Raw genomic sequence first — 17,535 nt, forward strand, 5'->3', positions numbered from 1 at the left:
ATTCTCGTTTGGCACGCATCTTGCTTTACCTATTTCCATCGTTCTGCGCCTTTTTTTCTCTCCTCCGCCCGTGACACAGTCCTGCAACGGGAACTGACACGGGCTTTTTTACGCGCCCAACTCGAAAGCGCAGGGATCGCCATCCCCGAGCTTCCCCATGCGCGGAACCAATCTGGCGCATTGTGGCTCGCCAAGGTGTGCCGGATTGGAACACGGCTATCGGACGCAGCCGGCCGCATCAGCGATTTTCGCCCCAGAACGGCGATTCTCATTTGGCACGCATCTTGCTTTACCTATTTCCATCGTTCTGCGCCTTTTTTTCTCTCCTCCGCCCGCGAACCAGTCCTGCAACGGGAACTGACGCGGGCTTTTTTACGCGCGGAATTTCAATTTGGACCGCGCCGTTAGGCGAGTACTTCGCGCACGACATTGGCGGGGATGATGCCGGTGAGGCGCTGGTCGAGGCCCTGGAAGCGGTAGGTGAGTTTTTCGTGGTTGATGCCGAGGGTGTGAAGGATCGTGGCGGCCAGGTCGCGGACGTGGACGGGGTCCTGAGCGATCGAATAGGAAAAGTCGTCGGTCTGTCCGTGGGTGACGCCGCCTTTGACGCCGCCGCCGGCGAGCCAGACGGAGAAGCATTTGGCGTGGTGATCGCGGCCGTAGTTCTGTCGCGAGAGTCCGCCCTGCGAGTAGACGGTGCGGCCGAACTCGCCGCTCCAGACGACGAGCGTGTCGTCGAGCATGCCGCGCTGTTTCAGATCGGTGAGCAGTGCGTAGGTCGGCGCATCGGTCTCGCGGCAGAGATTGGGCAGCGTGCCGACGCAGTCGCCGTGCACATCCCATCCGCGCTTGTAGACCTGCGTGAACCGGACGCCGCGCTCGGCGAGTCGGCGGGCCATGAGGCAGTTGTAGGCGTAACTGCCGGGCTTCTTCGCCTCAGGACCGTATAGGTCCCATGTGCTCTGCGGCTCATCGGAAAAATCCGCCAGCTCCGGCACGCTCGTCTGCATGCGGAACGCCATCTCGTACTGGCTGATCCGCGCCTGCGTCTCCGGGTCGGCGGTCTGCTGATAGATTTGCTCATTGAGCGCATTGACGGCGTCGAGCATCGTGCGGCGCGTGTCGCGGCCCATGCCCGCCGGGTCCTTGAGGTACAGCACCGGATCGGCGCCGGAGCGCAGCATCACGCCGGCAAAACGCGACGAGAGAAATCCGCTGCTCCAGAGCCGAGCGTTGATCGGCTGAGGATTACCGACGGTGAAGTTGGAGTTGAGGACGACGAACGTGGGCAGATTGTCGTTCGTGCTGCCGAGCCCGTAAGCGAGCCACGAACCCATCGACGGTTTGCCCGGCGTCATGTTGCCCGTGTTCATGAGCAAGATTGCCGGCTCATGGTTGATCGCATCGGTATGCATCGAGCGGATCAGCGCCATGTCGTCCGACAACTTCGCCGTCTGCGGCAGCAGATTGGTCACCCATCGTCCGCACTGGCCGTACTGCTTGAAGCCCCATTGCGAAGGCGCGACGGGGAAGCGCGTCTGACCGGCGGTCATGCCCGTCGGCATCGCCGTCCCGCGCACGCTTTCGGGCAGGTCCTTGTCGAACCACTTGGCCAGGTCCGGCTTGTAGTCGAACATGTCCATCTGCGGCGGTCCGCCGGACATGAACAGGTAGATGACGCGCTTGGCCGTCGGCGGAAGATGCGGCGCCGCCAGCACGCCGCGATCGTGCATCAGAGCCGGTGCCCCCGCCGCTTCGCGCTCCAGCAGGGACGCGAGTCCCGCCCACGCCAGCACCTTGCCGCCGGCGCCCAGAAAATGACGACGCGTCGCCAGTTGGTGCCAGCGCGCCTTGAGTTCCGCCGGCACCGGCAGGTCCATCGGCGATGGGCCCAGGCCGTGATGATCTGAACATGACTGTGGTTTCATGGATAGGGCCTCACTTGTTGATCACTTCGTCGCTGTTCATCAAGGTCGTCGCCATCATCATCCACACCGCCTGCTCGATCTTTGCATCGCTCACGCGCGGCGCTTGGCGATACGCCATCACTTCGACAAGATGCCGGCCCGGATTGGCGGAGTTGGAGGTCTGAGTCACGCGGATGTAGCACGCCTTCCGCACCGGGAAAGTGCATGTGACGCCCGCTTCGGTGGAACGCTGCTTGTTGTCGCGCCGGTCGGCGGCCAGATCCCATGTCCTGCCGTCGAGCGATGTCTCGACCGTGAAGCCGTAATAACGATTGTCGCCGTAGTAGCCCACGACGACGACGCACCCGACGTCCGTCGGCTCCAACAGGTCCACCTGCCACCATGCTGTGTCCGCCTTCCGCGCATCCATCGACCAGAAGCGATTGGTGTCATCGCTCTGACCGTCGTTGGCCAGCGATGCCGGATGACCGGCGTCCTCCAGCGACGCGGTCGCCGGTTTGTTCGTGGTCAGACTCGGCGGCGGCGCCGCTTGCGGGTCGGTCGCGGCATGCGGTGATTCGCCGATCGATAACAGATCCATCGTCCGTGACGGGTCGGCGTTGAGCTGGTCGCGGAATTGCTCCAGTGCCGTCAGCAGCACATGGCGTCCCGTCTCATCGAAGGGCTTGGCCCGCAACATCCGCCCGAGGAAGTCGATGCGCTGGGCGTCCGTCGAGCCGCCTTCTTCGATCACGCGGGCGCCCAGCCGGCGCGCCGATTCCAGGAACTGCGGATCGTTCATCAATACCAGGGCCGCCAGCGGCGTGTTCGTCCGCTGCCGGCGTACGCAGGTCGAAGAGCGATCGGTCGCGTCGAACGCCTCCATGTTCGGCATCGGCGCCATGCGTTTCCAGAACGTGTACAAACTGCGGCGGTACAGATTCGCGCCATGCTCCTGTGTGTACTTGGCATTGCCATAGCTGCCGTCCCAGACGCCGGCGGGCTGATACGGCTTGACGCTCGGTCCGCCGACGCTCTCCACAAGCAGCCCCGAAGTCTGAAGCGCCATGTCGCGCAGCATCTCGCCGTCCATGCGAAAGCGCGGTCCGCGTGCGAGCAGACGATTGGTCGGATCGCGCTCGGTCAGTTGGGGCGTGGCATGAACCGACTGACGATACGTCGCCGACATCACCAGCATCTTGTAGAACCGCTTGACCTTCCAACCGTTTTCACGGAAGTCGACCGCCAGCCAGTCGAGCAATTTCGGATGCGACGGCCGTTCGCCGACGATGCCCAGATCCTCGCTGGTCTGGACGATCCCCGAGCCGAACACTTCCTGCCATATGCGATTGACCGTCACGCGCGCCGTCAGCGGGTTGTCCGGCGAGACGAGCCACTGGGCGAGCCCCAGTCGATTGTGCGGCGCCGCGGCGGGCATCGGCGGCAGAAAGTGCGGCGTGTCCGCTTCGACACGTTCGATCCGCGTGCCGAACGAACCGCGACGAAGCATATCCGCATACGCCAGCCCCGGCTTCTCGCGGCAGATGAGCGTCAGACTTCCGCCGCTCGATAGGCGCATCAACTCCGCGTCGATCGCCGGAAGCTGAGCCGCCAGCGCGATGCTCGGCTCGTCATACCGCTCGAAGTACACATCCTCGACGATCTGCCGCTGATCCGCCGTCCATTCAGCAAGGGGATGATGCGAGACAATCTCCGCCGCGACATCCTCCTTCGCGACCCGGTCGACTTCCTCGGGAGACAGCGCCCGCTTGTAGAAGCGGATGTCCTGGTACCCGGTCGCCTGCATGGGCTCCGCGTCGTGTCGCCGGCCCAGCCAGGTCGGGACGCTCGTGCGGATCGAACCGGTGAGATTGTCCTGATCAACCGCGAGCTTCTGCTCGACGCCGTTGACGAAAACCTTGACACCCGCCGCCTTGCCCGAGCCGTCGTAGGTGAACATCACATGCGACCATCTCCCGCGCGGAAGCGTCTCGTTGACGTTCGTCCCGCCGTTGGATCCCTCGGGCGGCATGAAGGGATTGCGGTACTCGGTGGTGCCGACGGTCTTGACGCTGATGGCGTCGGGCCAATCGTGAACAAGCTGCACGACAAGGGCGCCATCGGCGTAATACAGGTCCCATCCGCGGAACTTGGCGTCCGCATCCATTCGCGCGATCAGCGCGCCTTGTTTGGTGTTCCAATACCGGCCGCCGGGCACATTGCGCGGCTTGATCCATCCGCCGACGGAAAACGCCTGATCCTTCTCATAGTCGCCCGCTGGACTGAGGTTCACCTTCGTGTTCGTCTCGAAGCGGAACGTGGGCCAGAGATTCGTCTCCTCGCCCCAATGCGCTTCGGGGCCTTCGGTATGAAACGTCGGCGGATTGGCGTGCGGAGCCGTGTTGTGCAGCAGCGTGCGATCCGTGTCGCCGGGGCCGTAGTTTTCATCGAGAGGCAGACGCAGTTCCAGCCCGTCCGTGGACACGGCCTTTGGCCCGCTCTGCTTGAGCCACGCCGCGAGCAGTTCGTCGGCCTTCGCCCGGCGCGCCGCCATCTGCCGGAGTATCTCCGCCTTCTTCGTCAGCGCCGCGTTGTAGCCGTCACGATTCGCCGCCTTGGGAATGTAGATGCTTGGCGGCCAGTCGACGCGATCATCCGTCGATGCCTTCTCGGCGATGTTATTGAAGAACGCCGAGAGCGCATAGAAATCCTTCGTCGTCAGCGGATCGTATTTGTGGTCGTGACAGACGGCGCAGCCGGTGGTGAGCCCCAGGTACACCGCGCCGAGCATTTCCGTCCGCTCGCGCGCCAGATTGACGCGCAGCTCCTCGATGATCGTGCCGCCTTCGCCGGTGGCGATCCCGCAGCGGACCAGCCCCGTCGCCACCAGCTGGTCGACATTCGTCGGCGGCAGCAGGTCGCCGGCAAGCTGATCGATGGTGAACTGGTCATAGGGCATGTCGTCGTTGAACGCCCTGATGACCCAATCGCGGTACGGCCAGCGGCTCTGATAGGCATCGACGTGCAGCCCCTGCGTATCACCGAATCGCGCATAGTCCATCCAGTACCGCGCCCGGTGCTCCCCGTAGCGCGGCGAATCGAGCAGACGATCGACGACCTTCTCATACGCGTTGGGCGAGGGATCGACGACGAACGCATCGACTTCGTCCGGCGTCGGCAGCAGGCCGGTCAGATCGAGCGTGACGCGACGGATGAGATCGCGGCGGTCCGCTTCGGCGGCGGGCTTGAGCCCCTCGGCTTCGAGTTTGGCGAGGACGAATCGATCGATCGGATTGCGCCCCCATGCTTCGTCATGCACCGCCGGCAGCGCCGCCTTGACCGGCTTCTCAAAAGCCCAGTGATCGCGGAACTCCGCACCTTGCGCGACCCAGGCGCGGAGCGTGGCGATCTGCCTGGGCGAAAGCCGCTTGTCCGGATCCTGCGGCATGAGCTCATCGGGATCATGCGATTCGACGCGGCGCACCAGCTCGCTGTGATCGGGATCGCCGCTCAGGATGACTTTGACGCCGTTGTGCTCGTGGCTCAGCGCCGCTTCGCGCAGGTCCAGCCGAAGATGCGCCTTGCGGTGCGCGGTGTCGGGACCGTGACATGCGTAGCAGTAATTGGAAAGAATCGGCTGCACATCGTTGGCGTAGTCGATCTTCGGTGCAGCACCGGCCAAGACGGTCGACGTCGCCATGACAAGACACAGCAGTGCGGCGAACCGGCGGGTTGCTGTCTTCCGATGATGCATGAGAGGGCTCCGAATTCTGGCGGCGCCTGGCCGGGAACAATCAAGGCGGGTCGAAGATTGCGGCGGCGCCGGTTCGGATGATGGTCATTATACCATCGATCCGCGTCATTGCTGAATCCACCAGCAACCGATTTGGCCGTGGGCGATATCGGGATGACGTGTCTTATGGGTGTTATGCCCCAGAAGTCCTCAGCGCGGGGACGCTATGAGGCGTTGGGAATCGACAGGCCGTGGAGCCCAGATACGCAGAAATGCGCTCCGTCTCGGGTATTTTGGGTGGATGCGGGTGAACGGCGGCTGGCCGAAGACCTCCTTACCAAGCCATGCGTATTGAAGTCCGCCGGACTCGGCGTAGACGACGTCTGAGACGGCGGGCAACTTCAGTTGATTGTCGAGGGTCGGAACGAGCGTCGCCATGCCTTCATATTGATCCGCGATTCGCCTCCGGCGCATCAACGGACGCCGTTTGCCGCATGGCATTCGTGTTTGTCGCGATCGTGTTCAAAACGCCTGTCAGTCGCCTATTTGTGCAGTTTTTGTTGACTGCGTCGTTAGAATAGGGACGCATGGGCGTCGGATGGCGCATGGTTTGGATTTGTTTTGCGAGGTCGTGCATGACACGGATCGTTGGCCTCCTTTTGATCTTCGCGATGATTCGTCACGACGTCTGCCGTGCGGATGCGGCCGGACCTCTCCTGCATCCGGTCATCACGGGGGTCGAGCGGCTCGGCCCGGACGCCGCGCCAGAGGCGGGGCTGATTCTGCTCGGCGAGCTGAATTGCACCGCTTGCCATGATCCCGGGCCGCGTGCGGAGACGATCAGCATCAAACCGGCCCCCGACCTCTCGGCCGTGGGAACCCGCATTCGGCCTGACTATCTTGAGCGTTTCATCGCCGACCCCGCCCATGTCAAACCCGGCACGACAATGCCCCAGGTCATGGGCCGCCTTGACTCGGCGAATCGCGAGCGGACGGCTCACGCCATCGCTCAGTTCCTTCGATCGCTGACGAAGACTTTCCCCGAGGCCGGCGCCGCGGAGGAGGATTCGATCCGTCGCGGCGAGCAATTGTTCCACACCGTCGGCTGCGTCGCCTGTCACGCCCCGCGCGATGCGAAGGCCACCGAGAAGCCGCTTCCCCACGCCGTTCCGCTGGGCCGATTGCAGGACAAGTACACGCACAAAAGTCTCGCGGCGTTTCTGGAGAATCCGCTTGCCGTCCGGGCCGGGGGGCGCATGCCGAACATGCAGCTTTCGCCGTGGGAAGCGATCGACCTTGCCGCCTTTCTGCTCCAAGGCGCCCCGCCGCTTGCGACGATTCCAGTCGATGGCTCGCTCGTCGCGGAGGGTCGGACGGCCTTCACGCAGTTGGGCTGTGCAAATTGTCATCATCTCGAAGGCATCTCATCGGAGCAGACCGCAATGCCGCTCGCGGGTTTGAACATGGCCGGTGGATGTCTGGCGGATGATCCCGGCGGTGCGCCGGATTTTGGATTGAGCGAGGCGCAGCGCGGCGCGATTCGAGCGGCCCTCGCCGCCGCGCCTGTTCCGCCCTCGCCCGCCGATCATATTCGACGTGTTCTGATCACGTTCAACTGCATCGCCTGTCATGCGCGCGGCGACCTCGGCGGCATCGAAGCGGATCGCAGCGCCTATTTTCATTCGGACAATGAGAACCTCGGCGAGCAGGGCCGCATCCCCCCGCCGCTGTCGGGCGTCGGCGCGAAGCTCAATGCGGACTGGCTGCGCCGCGTGCTCGTCGAAGGCAAATCGGTACGCCCCTACATGCTCACGCGCATGCCCATCTTCGGACGCGACAATGTTGAAGACCTCGCGGACCTGTTTGCGGAGGTCGACGTGCCGGACGGACCCAAATTCGTCGAGCATGCAAAACCCGATGAGCATGACACGATGAAAAAGGTCGGATGGGAACTGGTCGGCAACAAGGGGTTCAGTTGCATCGCCTGTCATCGCTTTCAAGGCGAGATGCCGCAGACGATGGCGGCGCTGGACCTGAGCGATGCGCCGGCGCGGCTGCGATACAGTTGGTTCCATGCCTACCTGCTCAAGCCGCAGCAGTTCAGCCCGACCACCGTCATGCCCGCCTTCTGGCCCAACGGCGTGTCGACCCGGCCCGAATTGCTCATGGGCGACACCGATCGCCAGATCGACGCCATCTGGGAATACCTCATCGAAGGCACCAACGCCCGATTGCCGCAGGGGCTCAAGAACGAACCGCTCGTGCTTCAGGTCGGTGACGAAGCGGTCATGCTTCGCCGCAAGTACAGGGATGTGGGCAAGCGCGGCATCGGTGTGGGCTACCCTGCGGGGATCAACCTGGTATTCGATTCCGAGAGCATGCGGCTGACGGAAATCTGGAAGGGCGACTTCGTCGATGCCGGAGCGGTCTGGCGCAATCAGGGCTCGGGCGATGTGCATCTGCTCGGGCAGGATCATGTGACGCTGCCCGGCGATACGTGTTTCGCCCTGCTCGGCTCGATCGCCGACGACTGGCCGACGACGACAAGCCGCGAGCGCGACATCCGTTTCAAGGGCTACCGGCTCGACGATAAGCGTCGCCCGACGTTCCTGTATCGCATCGGCGATATCGCCGTCGAAGACGACCCGATGGACGTGAAGGACGCGGCGACCGGCAACGCGCTGTTCCGACGGACGCTGACATTCACTGTGACCGGCGCCGAGAAGCTATTGGTGATGCGACTCGCCGCCGGCAAGGAAATCACCGCCGACAGTGCTGGCAGCTACATCATCGGCCCGCTTCGCCTGAACATCGCCGGGCAGTCGGCGGCGCAGATCGTTCGCGTCGGCGACAAGCAGGAACTGCGCGCGGCGATGCAACTGCACACGGGCGCGAACACCTTGAAGATCGAATATCGCTGGTAAGGACCGCAAATGAAATACCTGATCATCACGGTTTTGATCGTCGCGGGCCTGATCGCGCCCCGGACATTCGCTGAGAAGCTCGGCGAATCGTGGGGCACGGCGGGACGCGAGGCGGAGTACTACCGGATCGTCGACCTGCCGATGCCCGACGAACTGGGCATCGAAGCCGGCGCGTTCGCCGTGCTGCCCGATGGGCGGTTGGCGATCGGAACGCGCCGCGGGGAAATTTACCTTGTGACCGGAGCGTTCGCCTCCAACGAGCGCCCGACGTATCACCTCTACGCCTCGGGCCTCGATGAAATTCACGGGCTGGATTATCGCGATGGCGCGTTCTACATCATGCAGCAGACCGAAGTCACCCGCATCACCGACACCGACCACGACGACCGCGGCGACCTCTTCGAAACGCTCAGCGACAACTGGGGCTTTGACGCCTATCACGAATTCGGGTTCAGCAGCGATCTGGACGCGGAGGGAAACATCTGGATCACGCTCTGTCTGAGCAAGTCGTATCAGTCGGACAATCTGTTTCGCGGATGGGCATTGAAGATCACGCCGGACGGCAAAACGATTCCCATCGCCAGCGGCATTCGCAGCCCCGGCGGCGTGGGGCCCAATGAGCATGGCGTGATGTTCTACACGGAAAGTCAGGGGCCGTGGAACGGTTCGTGCTCGCTGAAGGTGCTCGAGCCGGGCGGATTCATGGGGCACCCCGCCAGTTTCCGCTGGTATCCGCAGGCGCCGAACATGGGGCCCGTGCCCGTCGAGCCCAATACCAACTCGCGCCTCGAAATCGAGCGGAAGCGGGTCAAACAACTCGTGCCTTACGCGGTGGTGTTTCCATATCGTCGCATGGGCCAGTCCAACACGGGCTACGAAGTCAACCACACCGGCGGGAAGTTCGGCCCGTTCGACGATCAGATTTTCATCGGTGATTACACCATGAGTCTGCTCATGCGGGCCACGACGGAAAAGATCAACGGCGTCTGGCAGGGCGCGTGCTATCCCTTCCGCGAGGGGTTCGCCACGGGTCTGCTCGCCGTGCAGTTCACGCCCAATGGGCAGCTCATCGTCGGCGGAACGTCGCGCGGCTGGCCGGTGCGCGGCTCCAAGCCGTTCGCGCTGCAGCGCGTCGATTGGACCGGCAAAGTGCCCTTTGAGATTCTGCGCATCAGTGTGCGGCACGATGGGTTTGTCATCACCTTCACGCAGCCCGTCGATCGAAAGGGCGCGAGCGATGTATCGACGTACCGTATGGCGACGTTCACGCATATCTATCAGCAGGCCTACGGCAGTCCCGAAGTCGACCAGACCACGCCGACGGTCACGCGAGCCGTCATGTCGGATGATGGACTGTCCGTGCATGTGACGGTCGAGGGCATGGTCAAAGGCCATGTCCATGAGTTCCACATGCCCGACCTCAAGAACGCCTCCGGCCAGCCGCTGCTGCACCCGGATGCGTACTACACGCTCAACGAAATCCCCTGATCGCCGAGCAATGCCCGGTCGCTTCGCATCATTTTGAGCGCCGCAATCAAGGCCGCCGCGATACGTGGAACCACCGCCGCAATAGCAACATATTATTTGTCATAGACTTACAGAGATCGGCGGACGTGTGCGCGGTCTTGTACAGAATATCCGTTTCGCGCAGTAGTAGAAATGGAGCCGCAGATGCCGATTACGCCCAGCCAGATCGTTTCCGTCTTGATGCACGAGCATGCCCGGCTCGTGGCGTACATCAACATCATCGTGCGCGACGAACACGTGGCGGAGGATGTGCTCCAGGCGGTGGCGATGGCGGCGATCGAAAAGGCGGGCACAATCAACGACTCGACCCACCTGCATCACTGGCTCCGTCGCGCCGCCCGGCTTGAGGCGCTGCGCGTTCTGCGTGACTCGCACAAGCACGCCCTGCTGTTCGACGCCGCCGTACTCGATCAGTTGGAAAATGAGTTCGAGCGACAAGCGGCCGAGCCCGTGCTGGCGCACAAGACCGCGCTGCTCGAGTGCCTCGCGCTGGTGGAGGGATACTCGCGGCAGGTGCTCGATCTGCGCTACCGCGACGGTTTGACCAGCCGCCAGATCGCCAGCCGGCTCAACAAGCGTTCCGATGCGATCTATCGCGTGCTGACACGTGTGCGGACGACGTTGCGCGACTGCGTTGAGGGCCGGCTTTCCCGTGTGCAGGAGCACCCCGATGCCTGACCTGCACGCCCCCGACTTCGAATCCTCCGACGAGGCGCGGATGGAGCTTGCTGAACTCGCCGAGCGATACGTGCAGGGCGACATCGACGCGGCGCAGTTTCATCGCCTTAATCATCTGCTGTCCTCCAATGCGGCGCTGCGTGCGTACTTTGTCGCCCTCTGCACCGATGCCCAGATCATGCGTCACGCCATGACGCAGCGGGACCACGAAAGCTTCCTCGGCGAGCGACTGGCGCAGATCGCGTCGCAGCGACGATCGATCCCGATTCGTCGCGAGCCGGTGCGCGGCGCCAAACGGTTCCCCTTGCACGTCGTGTTGCCGGCGGCGGCGATCGTCATCGCATGCAGTATCGCCCTTTACGTCATGTCGCACCGGTCCGGGAAGCCGACCGTGAATCGGCCTCTGATCGAACACCCGGTCGCCACGCTCATCGACACAACCGGCAGCGCGCTCGTGAACGACATCGTCGCCGATCCCGGCTTTGAATATGCCGCAGGCACGTACTCGATCGGATCCGGTTCGGCGCAGTTCCTGCTCACCAGCCGGGTGACCGTCAATCTCCGCGGGGCGACAAGCATCGTGATGCACGATCCGATGCACGCCACGCTCCAGCGCGGCTGGGCAAGCTTCGATTGCCCGCACGAAGCGCGCGGCTTTACCGTCGATCTGCCCGATGGCTCGCACATCACCGACCTCGGCACGGCTTTCAACGTACACATCGACGACCATGGCCGATGCGATCTGCGCGTGACGGACGGCCACGTTCATTGGATCGGCGCGGAACCCGAAAGCGAACCGCTGATCGTCGCGGCCGGTCATGCGATTCGGCTCATCGACGGTCAACCCCTCGAGATCGCCTCGACGACGCGCCAAGCGACGATCTCGCTCAGCACCACCGCCCCCGAAGTCGATTCGGACGACGTTGCCAATCTCGGAGAAGTGACGGGGCAGGACAAGTGGTGGGCGGACGGCAAGTCGGCGTCCGGTCGAGCCAAGGGACAGACCTTCGCCACGGGCGATCATGATGTGCTGCTGCGTTCGCTGACCGTGCGAACGATGAAGGCCTCGGAGCCGCAAAAGACTTTCGCCATTCGTATCGGCATCGTCATCGATCAGCAGTTCACATCCGTCGCGACGGCGACCGCGATCCAGAATTCGACTTGGGGGCCGGGCGACTACGTGACGTTCATATTCGACGCGCCGATTCGTCTTGATGCGAACACGCTCTATGCCTTCGACATCGGCATGACCCATTCAACCACCGAATGGACCACCGGTATTCCGTATCTGGCCTTCACCCCCGACCGCTTGGGCGGCGGCGAACGGTACCACTCGGGCGCTGACGGATTCGGCATCGGTGACAGCACCATCGACCGGATGCCCGGCGACATGGTCTTTCATCTTGATCTGTCGATCGCACCGGCCCTACAGGAACCCGGTCATTGACATTGACGAATCGTTTGGGAGGCACGATCGAAAATGAGAGCTTTCGCACTTGACGAAGCAATTTACAAGTTCATCGCGGACAATCCCCGACCTGACCGCAAAACATCCGACGCCCTGATCCACATGCGCTCCGTCCCAACAAACCTTCATGAAGGAACTCAAATGCCGTACATGCGAAACGCCGTTGTCATCGCTCTGATCGCCATGCTCTCGCTGCGCGTCCTCGCCAACGACAACCTGCCTGATCCCGATGGCAAGCCCGCGGACATGGCCAAGCCCGTGCAGGTCTTCATTCTGCTGGGCCAGTCCAATATGCTCGGCATGGGGCACATCGGCCCCGAAGACAAGGATGGCTCCCTCCAGCACGCCGTCAATGAAGGCAAATATCCGTACCTCGTCGATGACGCCGGTCAATGGACCGTGCGCCAGGATGTGCGGAACGTGCGCGTCATGGTCGGCAAGGGCAACACCATGCAGCTTTTCAACAACGAGTTCATGACCGTCAAGGGCAAGACCATCGGACCCGAGCTGGGCATCGGACAATACCTCGGCAACGCCATCGACGCCCCCGTGCTCGTCCTCAAAAGCTGCATCGGCAATCGGTCGCTCGGCTGGGACCTGCTCCCGCCCGGCAGTCCGGGTTATGAGTTCGACGACAAGGACAAGTCCGGCAAGGTGCAGACCTGGGTTTACGCCGGCTACAAGCAGACGCCCGACCGTTGGCTCAAGACCGACGCCAATCCCGAGCCGACGCGCTACGGCTGGTACGCCGGCAAGCAGTACGATGACGACATCGCCAATGCCAAGAAGGTGCTCGAAGAACTACCGACCTACTACCCCGGCGCGACCAAATATGAAATCGCCGGCTTCTTCTTCTGGCAGGGCGACAAGGACCGCTACAGCGCCGCTCATGCCGCCCACTACGAGCAGAACCTCGTCCAACTCATCCTTCAGCTTCGCAAGGATTTCAACGCGCCCAACGCCAAGTTCGTCTGCGCCACGCTCGGCCAGACCGAAAAGGGAGCCGAGGGCAATGAAGGTCTCATCCTCAACGCCCAACTCGCCGTCGATGGCGCCTCCGGCAAGTATCCGCAGTTCAAGGGCAACGTCGCCACCGTGTACAGCCATCCGCTGAGCCACGGCGGCGCGTCCAACGGCCACTACAACGGCAACGCCGAAACCTACATGGACATCGGCGAAGGCATGGGCAAGGCCATGGTCGAGTTGCTCAAAGCCGGCAAGTGACATCCGTCGTCCGACACAACCGCCCTCATCACGGTCGCGCCATCGCATGTCGCAAGCGCTTTCGAATCCGACATGCCGCTCAACCGTTCGGGTAAGATTGTTTTGATGTCACATCACGCGCCAAAGGATCAATGACTCGAGCAGAGATGTTGCACGCACCCGGGTGTGAACATCGAGCGGATTCACGCCGTGTCCAAACGCCTGCTGCGCGGCGACCGGCTCGTCGCCGACGCCAACACCGGATGGCGCATGCACGATGCGGCGCGCGTCGTGCGGGGCGTGCGCGATGTCGATGTCTACATCGAGCAGCCGTGCACGACCTACGAGGAATGTCTGGCGATCCGCAACCGCACCGATCACCCGTTCGTGCTCGACGAGTGCATCGACGGAACGGATACGCTCATGCGCGCCGCCGCCGATCGCGCGGCCGACGTGGTGAACATCAAGATCAGCAAGTTCGGCGGGCTCACCAAGGCCCGGCTCGCCCGCGATCTGTGCGTCAATCTCGGCATCGCCATGACGATCGAGGACAGTTGGGGCGGCGACATCGTCACCGCCACGATCAGTCATCTGGCCCATTCCACGCCGACCGATTTCCTCTTCACCTCCACCGATTTCAACAGCTACGTCACCGTCAGCATCGCCGACGGCGCCCCGCAGCGGAAGCACGGCCGACTCGCCGCGCCGACGACGCCGGGCCTGGGCATCACCCCCCGTTTCGACGTGCTCGGCGATCCCGTCGTGGACATTCATGCATAAGGAATCCTCACCGTGCAAGTGAACTGGCAAGGCGTTTACCCGGCCGCGGTCACCCATTTCAAACCCGATCAGTCGCTCGATCTCGAATCGACCGGGCGGCATCATGGCCGACGAGCCGAAGATCGTCTGCATCAAGGAATCGTCGGAGAATCCCCGCCGCATCACCGACCTCGTCAACCGCGTCGGGGACCGCTACATTCTTTTCGCCGGCGTCGATGACCTGGCGCTGGAGTGCCTGATGCTCGGGGCGGTCGGGTGGGTCAGCGGGCTCGTCAACGCCTACCCGGCGGAGAACCGCGCGCTGTGGGATCTGGCGACGGCGGGCCGGTGGGACGAGGCGCGCGAGATTTATCGCTGGTACACCCCTCTGCTGCACCTCGACACGCACATCAAACTCGTGCAGTACATCAAGCTCGCCGTCGCCGAGTGCGGGTATGGCAGCGAGCTGACGCGCGCGCCGCGTCTCCCGCTCGCCGCGCCTGCGGGATGTCGAGCTTCCGCGCACGACCGGTCAGCTCCGTCTGGCCGCGCAGGCGGCGCGCTCGCAGACCTGGCGCGAACCGCGCATCGATCGCGAGGCGAACATGCGTTCGTGCCTGAGTCCGATCGGGCCGGTGCTGGTCATCGGGCCCAACAATTTCCCGCTCGCGTTCAACAGCATCAGCGGCGGCGACTTCGCGGCGGCGATCGCAGCCGGCAATCCCGTCATCGCCAAGGCGCATCCGCTTCACCCGGGCACGACGCGCCTGCTCGCCGAGCTGACGGACGCGACGATTCGCAAACTCGGTCTGCCCCCGGCGATGGTGCAGTTGATTTATCACATGCAACCGGAGTCGGGTCTGCGCATGGTGGCGGATCATCGCCTTGGCGCGACGGCGTACAAGGGCTCCCGCCGCGCCGGCGATTTGCTCAAGGCCGCCGCCGATCGAGCGGGCAAACCCATCTATCTCGAAATGTCATCGATCAACCCCGTGCTGATCCTGCCCGGCGCGCTGACCGAAAATTCCGGCGCCATCGCCGAGCAGTTCGCGGCGAGCTGTCTCATGGCATGCGGGCAATTCTGCACGAACCCCGGGCTGGTCATCGTCCCCGCCTCCGACGCCGCCGAGACGTTCCTCGCCGACGTCGCCGCACGCTTTGCCAGCGCCAAGTGCGGCCCAATGCTCGACCGATCCGTCGCCGCTTCGCTCGCCGACAATCTCAAGTTGCTCCACGACGCCGGCGCAACGCTGCTCGCCGGCCCCATCGACGCCGACCTACCGCACTGCACGCACGCGCCCGCGCTTCTTCGCATCGATGGCAGCGTCTTCCTAAACAATCCGCAAGTCATTCAGACTGAAGCATTCGGCCCGGCGGCGCTGATGGTCGTCGCCCGCGACATCGCGCAGATGGTCGCGATCGTCGAATCGCTCGAAGGCAATCTGACCGGCTGCATCTATCATGCCGGGCTCACCGATCGCCAACAGTACCATATGGTCGAGCCGCCGCTTCGCCGCCGAGTTGGCCGGCTCCTCAACAACAAGATGCCCACGGGCGTCGCCGTCTCCCCGGCCATGAACCACGGCGGGCCCTACCCCGCGTCGGGCCATCCCGGATTCACCGCCGTGGGCCTGCCCGCGTCGATGCGCCGCTTCGCCGCGCTGCACTGTTATGACAATGTGGACGCCGCGTATCTACCGCTGATTCTTCGCGATACGAAAGAAGGGGCCTGAGGGCTCAGGGATGGCCATCCCTGAGCTTTCGCCTGCGGGGCGCAAATTTTTGTTGCGGTTCTCGGGCATTGATGTTACGGTAAATTCGGTTAACCGCAGAGGCGCAGAGACAATCGATTGATCCGCCGGCCCGTGCGTGGAATTGGGAATTTCCGTGCGCGGGTCATGAGTGTCGGCTGACGGTTTGGTTTCTGTCGTCGCTGCGGCGTGGAACGAGAACGCAGAGCACTTGCACATCTTGAAACTGGAGACAGCAATGAGGACGCAACATCTTCGTAGGGTCGGGTTTTTGGGCGTGGCGATGGCGATGGCAGTAGTGATCGCGATGGCGAGCGCCCCGGCGGCATGGGCGGAGGTCATCGTCTACAACCAGGCGGCCCATGCCAACAGCCGAACGATCGAAGGCCCCGGCGGCGGAACGCAGAACTTCTCCTTCGGCCTGCTCGCCGGCGGCGGCGGTGGGCAAAACGGCTTTGCCGGCATCGCCTACTTCCAGCTCCCCGATGTCCTCACCGCGTCCAATGTCCAGTCCGCCGATCTGCAGTTCACGCTCTCAGCCCTCGGCAACAACGTGCTGGGCAATCTCGATATCTACGGTCTTGGCTTCCTGCACGGCACGCCCTCCACGACTGTTCCCAGCAGTTGGTACTTCGATGGCGCGAACGATACGCGCACCGGCACCGTTCTGGGCACGAACATCGGCGCCAATCAGGTGACCAAGATCGCCGACAACGCCCTGCCCGGCGGCGCCACCAACGCCTCGCCGTCCGTGCACAACACCGGGCCGGGTCAGGATGCGACCCTCGCCACATTCCTCCGCTCGCTCTACACCGCCGGCGCCGTCGGCGGCGATTACGCCATCATCCGCTTCAACGTCGACAACTACGTCCAGCATGCCGGCAATCAGAACCGCTACAACATCGGTTCGACGACCTCCGGCGCAACGCCGCCGAGCGAAGTCGCCGTCCTGACCATCAACACCGACACGCCCACGCTCATCGACCACAACAACATCACCGCCGTCGCCTCCAGCCAGTGGACCACGACGACGCCCAATCGTCTCGCAAGTCAGGCCGTCGACGGCAGCGGACTGTCCGGTCCGGTGCTCAAGGGCGCGCTCCACGCCGGATCGCCCGCCACCGTCTGGCTCTCCGGCAATGGGACCGTGCCGGCCGATCAATGGTTCCGCGTCGACCTCGGTGATGTGTACAAGATGGAGGCGATGAAGACCTTCAACGACGGACTGACCACCCGGCAGGTCACGCAGGCCGACATCTACACCGCCATCAGCGCCTTCGATCACGGCGGCGATCCGGGCAACCCCGATGACAACCCCGGCAACTGGGTGCTGCAATTCAGCAACCGCGCCTTCGCACCCTACACCAACAACACCGACAGCACCGACATTCTCGATCTGTCGGGCATCACCGCGCGGTACGTCGCCCTCTCGATCGACGCCAACGGCGGCGACGGACTCGTCGGCCTCGGCGAGCTTCAGTTCTTCGGCACCGTCGCCATCCCCGAACCGTCCACCGCGCTGCTCGCCGTGACGGGCATCATGGCGCTGGCCCATCGGCGCTCGCGGCGCTGAGCGCAATAAAAA

The 17,535-nt window shown here is 63.4% G+C and carries 10 protein-coding genes and 1 pseudogene; 9 read left to right on the forward strand and 2 right to left on the reverse strand.

Features of this window, described 5'->3' with window-relative positions:
• Nucleotides 1-404 precede the first annotated feature (404 nt).
• On the reverse strand, nt 405-1,880 hold the full coding sequence (locus tag GC162_15540) for a DUF1501 domain-containing protein (protein ID MBI1370053.1): 1,476 nt from the start codon (nt 1,878-1,880) through the stop codon (nt 405-407).
• A gap of 58 nt (nt 1,881-1,938) precedes the next feature.
• The gene (locus GC162_15545; GenBank protein ID MBI1370054.1) at nt 1,939-5,661 is read right to left on the reverse strand and encodes a DUF1553 domain-containing protein; all 3,723 of its coding nucleotides are present in this window, start codon (nt 5,659-5,661) and stop codon (nt 1,939-1,941) included.
• A gap of 566 nt (nt 5,662-6,227) precedes the next feature.
• On the opposite strand from GC162_15545, the gene GC162_15550 reads away from it, so the two are divergent.
• The 9 genes and pseudogenes from GC162_15550 (at nt 6,228) to GC162_15590 (ending at nt 17,523) form a co-directional block, all read left to right on the forward strand.
• Nucleotides 6,228-8,564 carry a c-type cytochrome gene (locus tag GC162_15550; protein MBI1370055.1) on the forward strand — a complete coding sequence of 779 codons (2,337 nt, stop codon included), beginning with the start codon at nt 6,228-6,230 and terminating at the stop codon, nt 8,562-8,564.
• A 9-nt stretch (nt 8,565-8,573) separates the two neighbouring features.
• Nucleotides 8,574-10,052, forward strand: coding sequence for a hypothetical protein (locus GC162_15555; GenBank protein ID MBI1370056.1), 1,479 nt, complete (start codon nt 8,574-8,576; stop codon nt 10,050-10,052).
• Nucleotides 10,053-10,223: 171 nt separating this feature from the next.
• Nucleotides 10,224-10,769 carry a sigma-70 family RNA polymerase sigma factor gene (locus GC162_15560; GenBank protein MBI1370057.1) on the forward strand — a complete coding sequence of 182 codons (546 nt, stop codon included), beginning with the start codon at nt 10,224-10,226 and terminating at the stop codon, nt 10,767-10,769.
• Complete coding sequence (locus GC162_15565; protein ID MBI1370058.1) at nt 10,762-12,216, forward strand: hypothetical protein; 1,455 nt, start codon at nt 10,762-10,764, stop codon at nt 12,214-12,216. The genes GC162_15560 and GC162_15565 overlap by 8 nt, the downstream gene beginning before the upstream one ends.
• Before the next feature lie 267 nt (nt 12,217-12,483).
• Nucleotides 12,484-13,461 (forward strand): sialate O-acetylesterase, encoded by a 978-nt coding sequence (locus GC162_15570; protein MBI1370059.1) that lies wholly within the window; start codon nt 12,484-12,486, stop codon nt 13,459-13,461.
• A gap of 165 nt (nt 13,462-13,626) precedes the next feature.
• Complete coding sequence (locus tag GC162_15575; protein MBI1370060.1) at nt 13,627-14,220, forward strand: hypothetical protein; 594 nt, start codon at nt 13,627-13,629, stop codon at nt 14,218-14,220.
• Between the two features lie 103 nt (nt 14,221-14,323).
• A pseudogene (locus GC162_15580) lies at nt 14,324-14,692 on the forward strand (dihydrodipicolinate synthase family protein).
• Nucleotides 14,693-14,699: 7 nt separating this feature from the next.
• Nucleotides 14,700-15,932, forward strand: a complete 1,233-nt coding sequence (locus GC162_15585; GenBank protein ID MBI1370061.1) for an aldehyde dehydrogenase family protein — start codon at nt 14,700-14,702, stop codon at nt 15,930-15,932.
• Nucleotides 15,933-16,188: 256 nt separating this feature from the next.
• Nucleotides 16,189-17,523, forward strand: a complete 1,335-nt coding sequence (locus tag GC162_15590; GenBank protein MBI1370062.1) for a hypothetical protein — start codon at nt 16,189-16,191, stop codon at nt 17,521-17,523.
• The last annotated feature ends 12 nt before the right edge of the window (nt 17,524-17,535 follow it).

This window comes from Planctomycetota bacterium (genome assembly GCA_016125255.1).
Lineage (GTDB): Bacteria > Planctomycetota > Phycisphaerae > Phycisphaerales > Zrk34 > RI-421.

What these genes read in the sequence shown, in the direction of transcription:
- GC162_15570 (MBI1370059.1), top strand. Translation starts at nt 12,484, where the DNA reads ATGGCCAAGCCCGTGCAGGTCTTCATTCTGCTGGGCCAGTCCAATATG.
- GC162_15550 (MBI1370055.1), top strand. Translation starts at nt 6,228, where the DNA reads ATGGGCGTCGGATGGCGCATGGTTTGGATTTGTTTTGCGAGGTCGTGC.
- GC162_15560 (MBI1370057.1), top strand. Translation starts at nt 10,224, where the DNA reads ATGGAGCCGCAGATGCCGATTACGCCCAGCCAGATCGTTTCCGTCTTG.
- GC162_15545 (MBI1370054.1), bottom strand. Translation starts at nt 5,661, where the DNA reads ATGCATCATCGGAAGACAGCAACCCGCCGGTTCGCCGCACTGCTGTGT.
- GC162_15555 (MBI1370056.1), top strand. Translation starts at nt 8,574, where the DNA reads ATGAAATACCTGATCATCACGGTTTTGATCGTCGCGGGCCTGATCGCG.
- GC162_15565 (MBI1370058.1), top strand. Translation starts at nt 10,762, where the DNA reads ATGCCTGACCTGCACGCCCCCGACTTCGAATCCTCCGACGAGGCGCGG.
- GC162_15540 (MBI1370053.1), bottom strand. Translation starts at nt 1,880, where the DNA reads ATGGACCTGCCGGTGCCGGCGGAACTCAAGGCGCGCTGGCACCAACTG.
- GC162_15590 (MBI1370062.1), top strand. Translation starts at nt 16,189, where the DNA reads ATGAGGACGCAACATCTTCGTAGGGTCGGGTTTTTGGGCGTGGCGATG.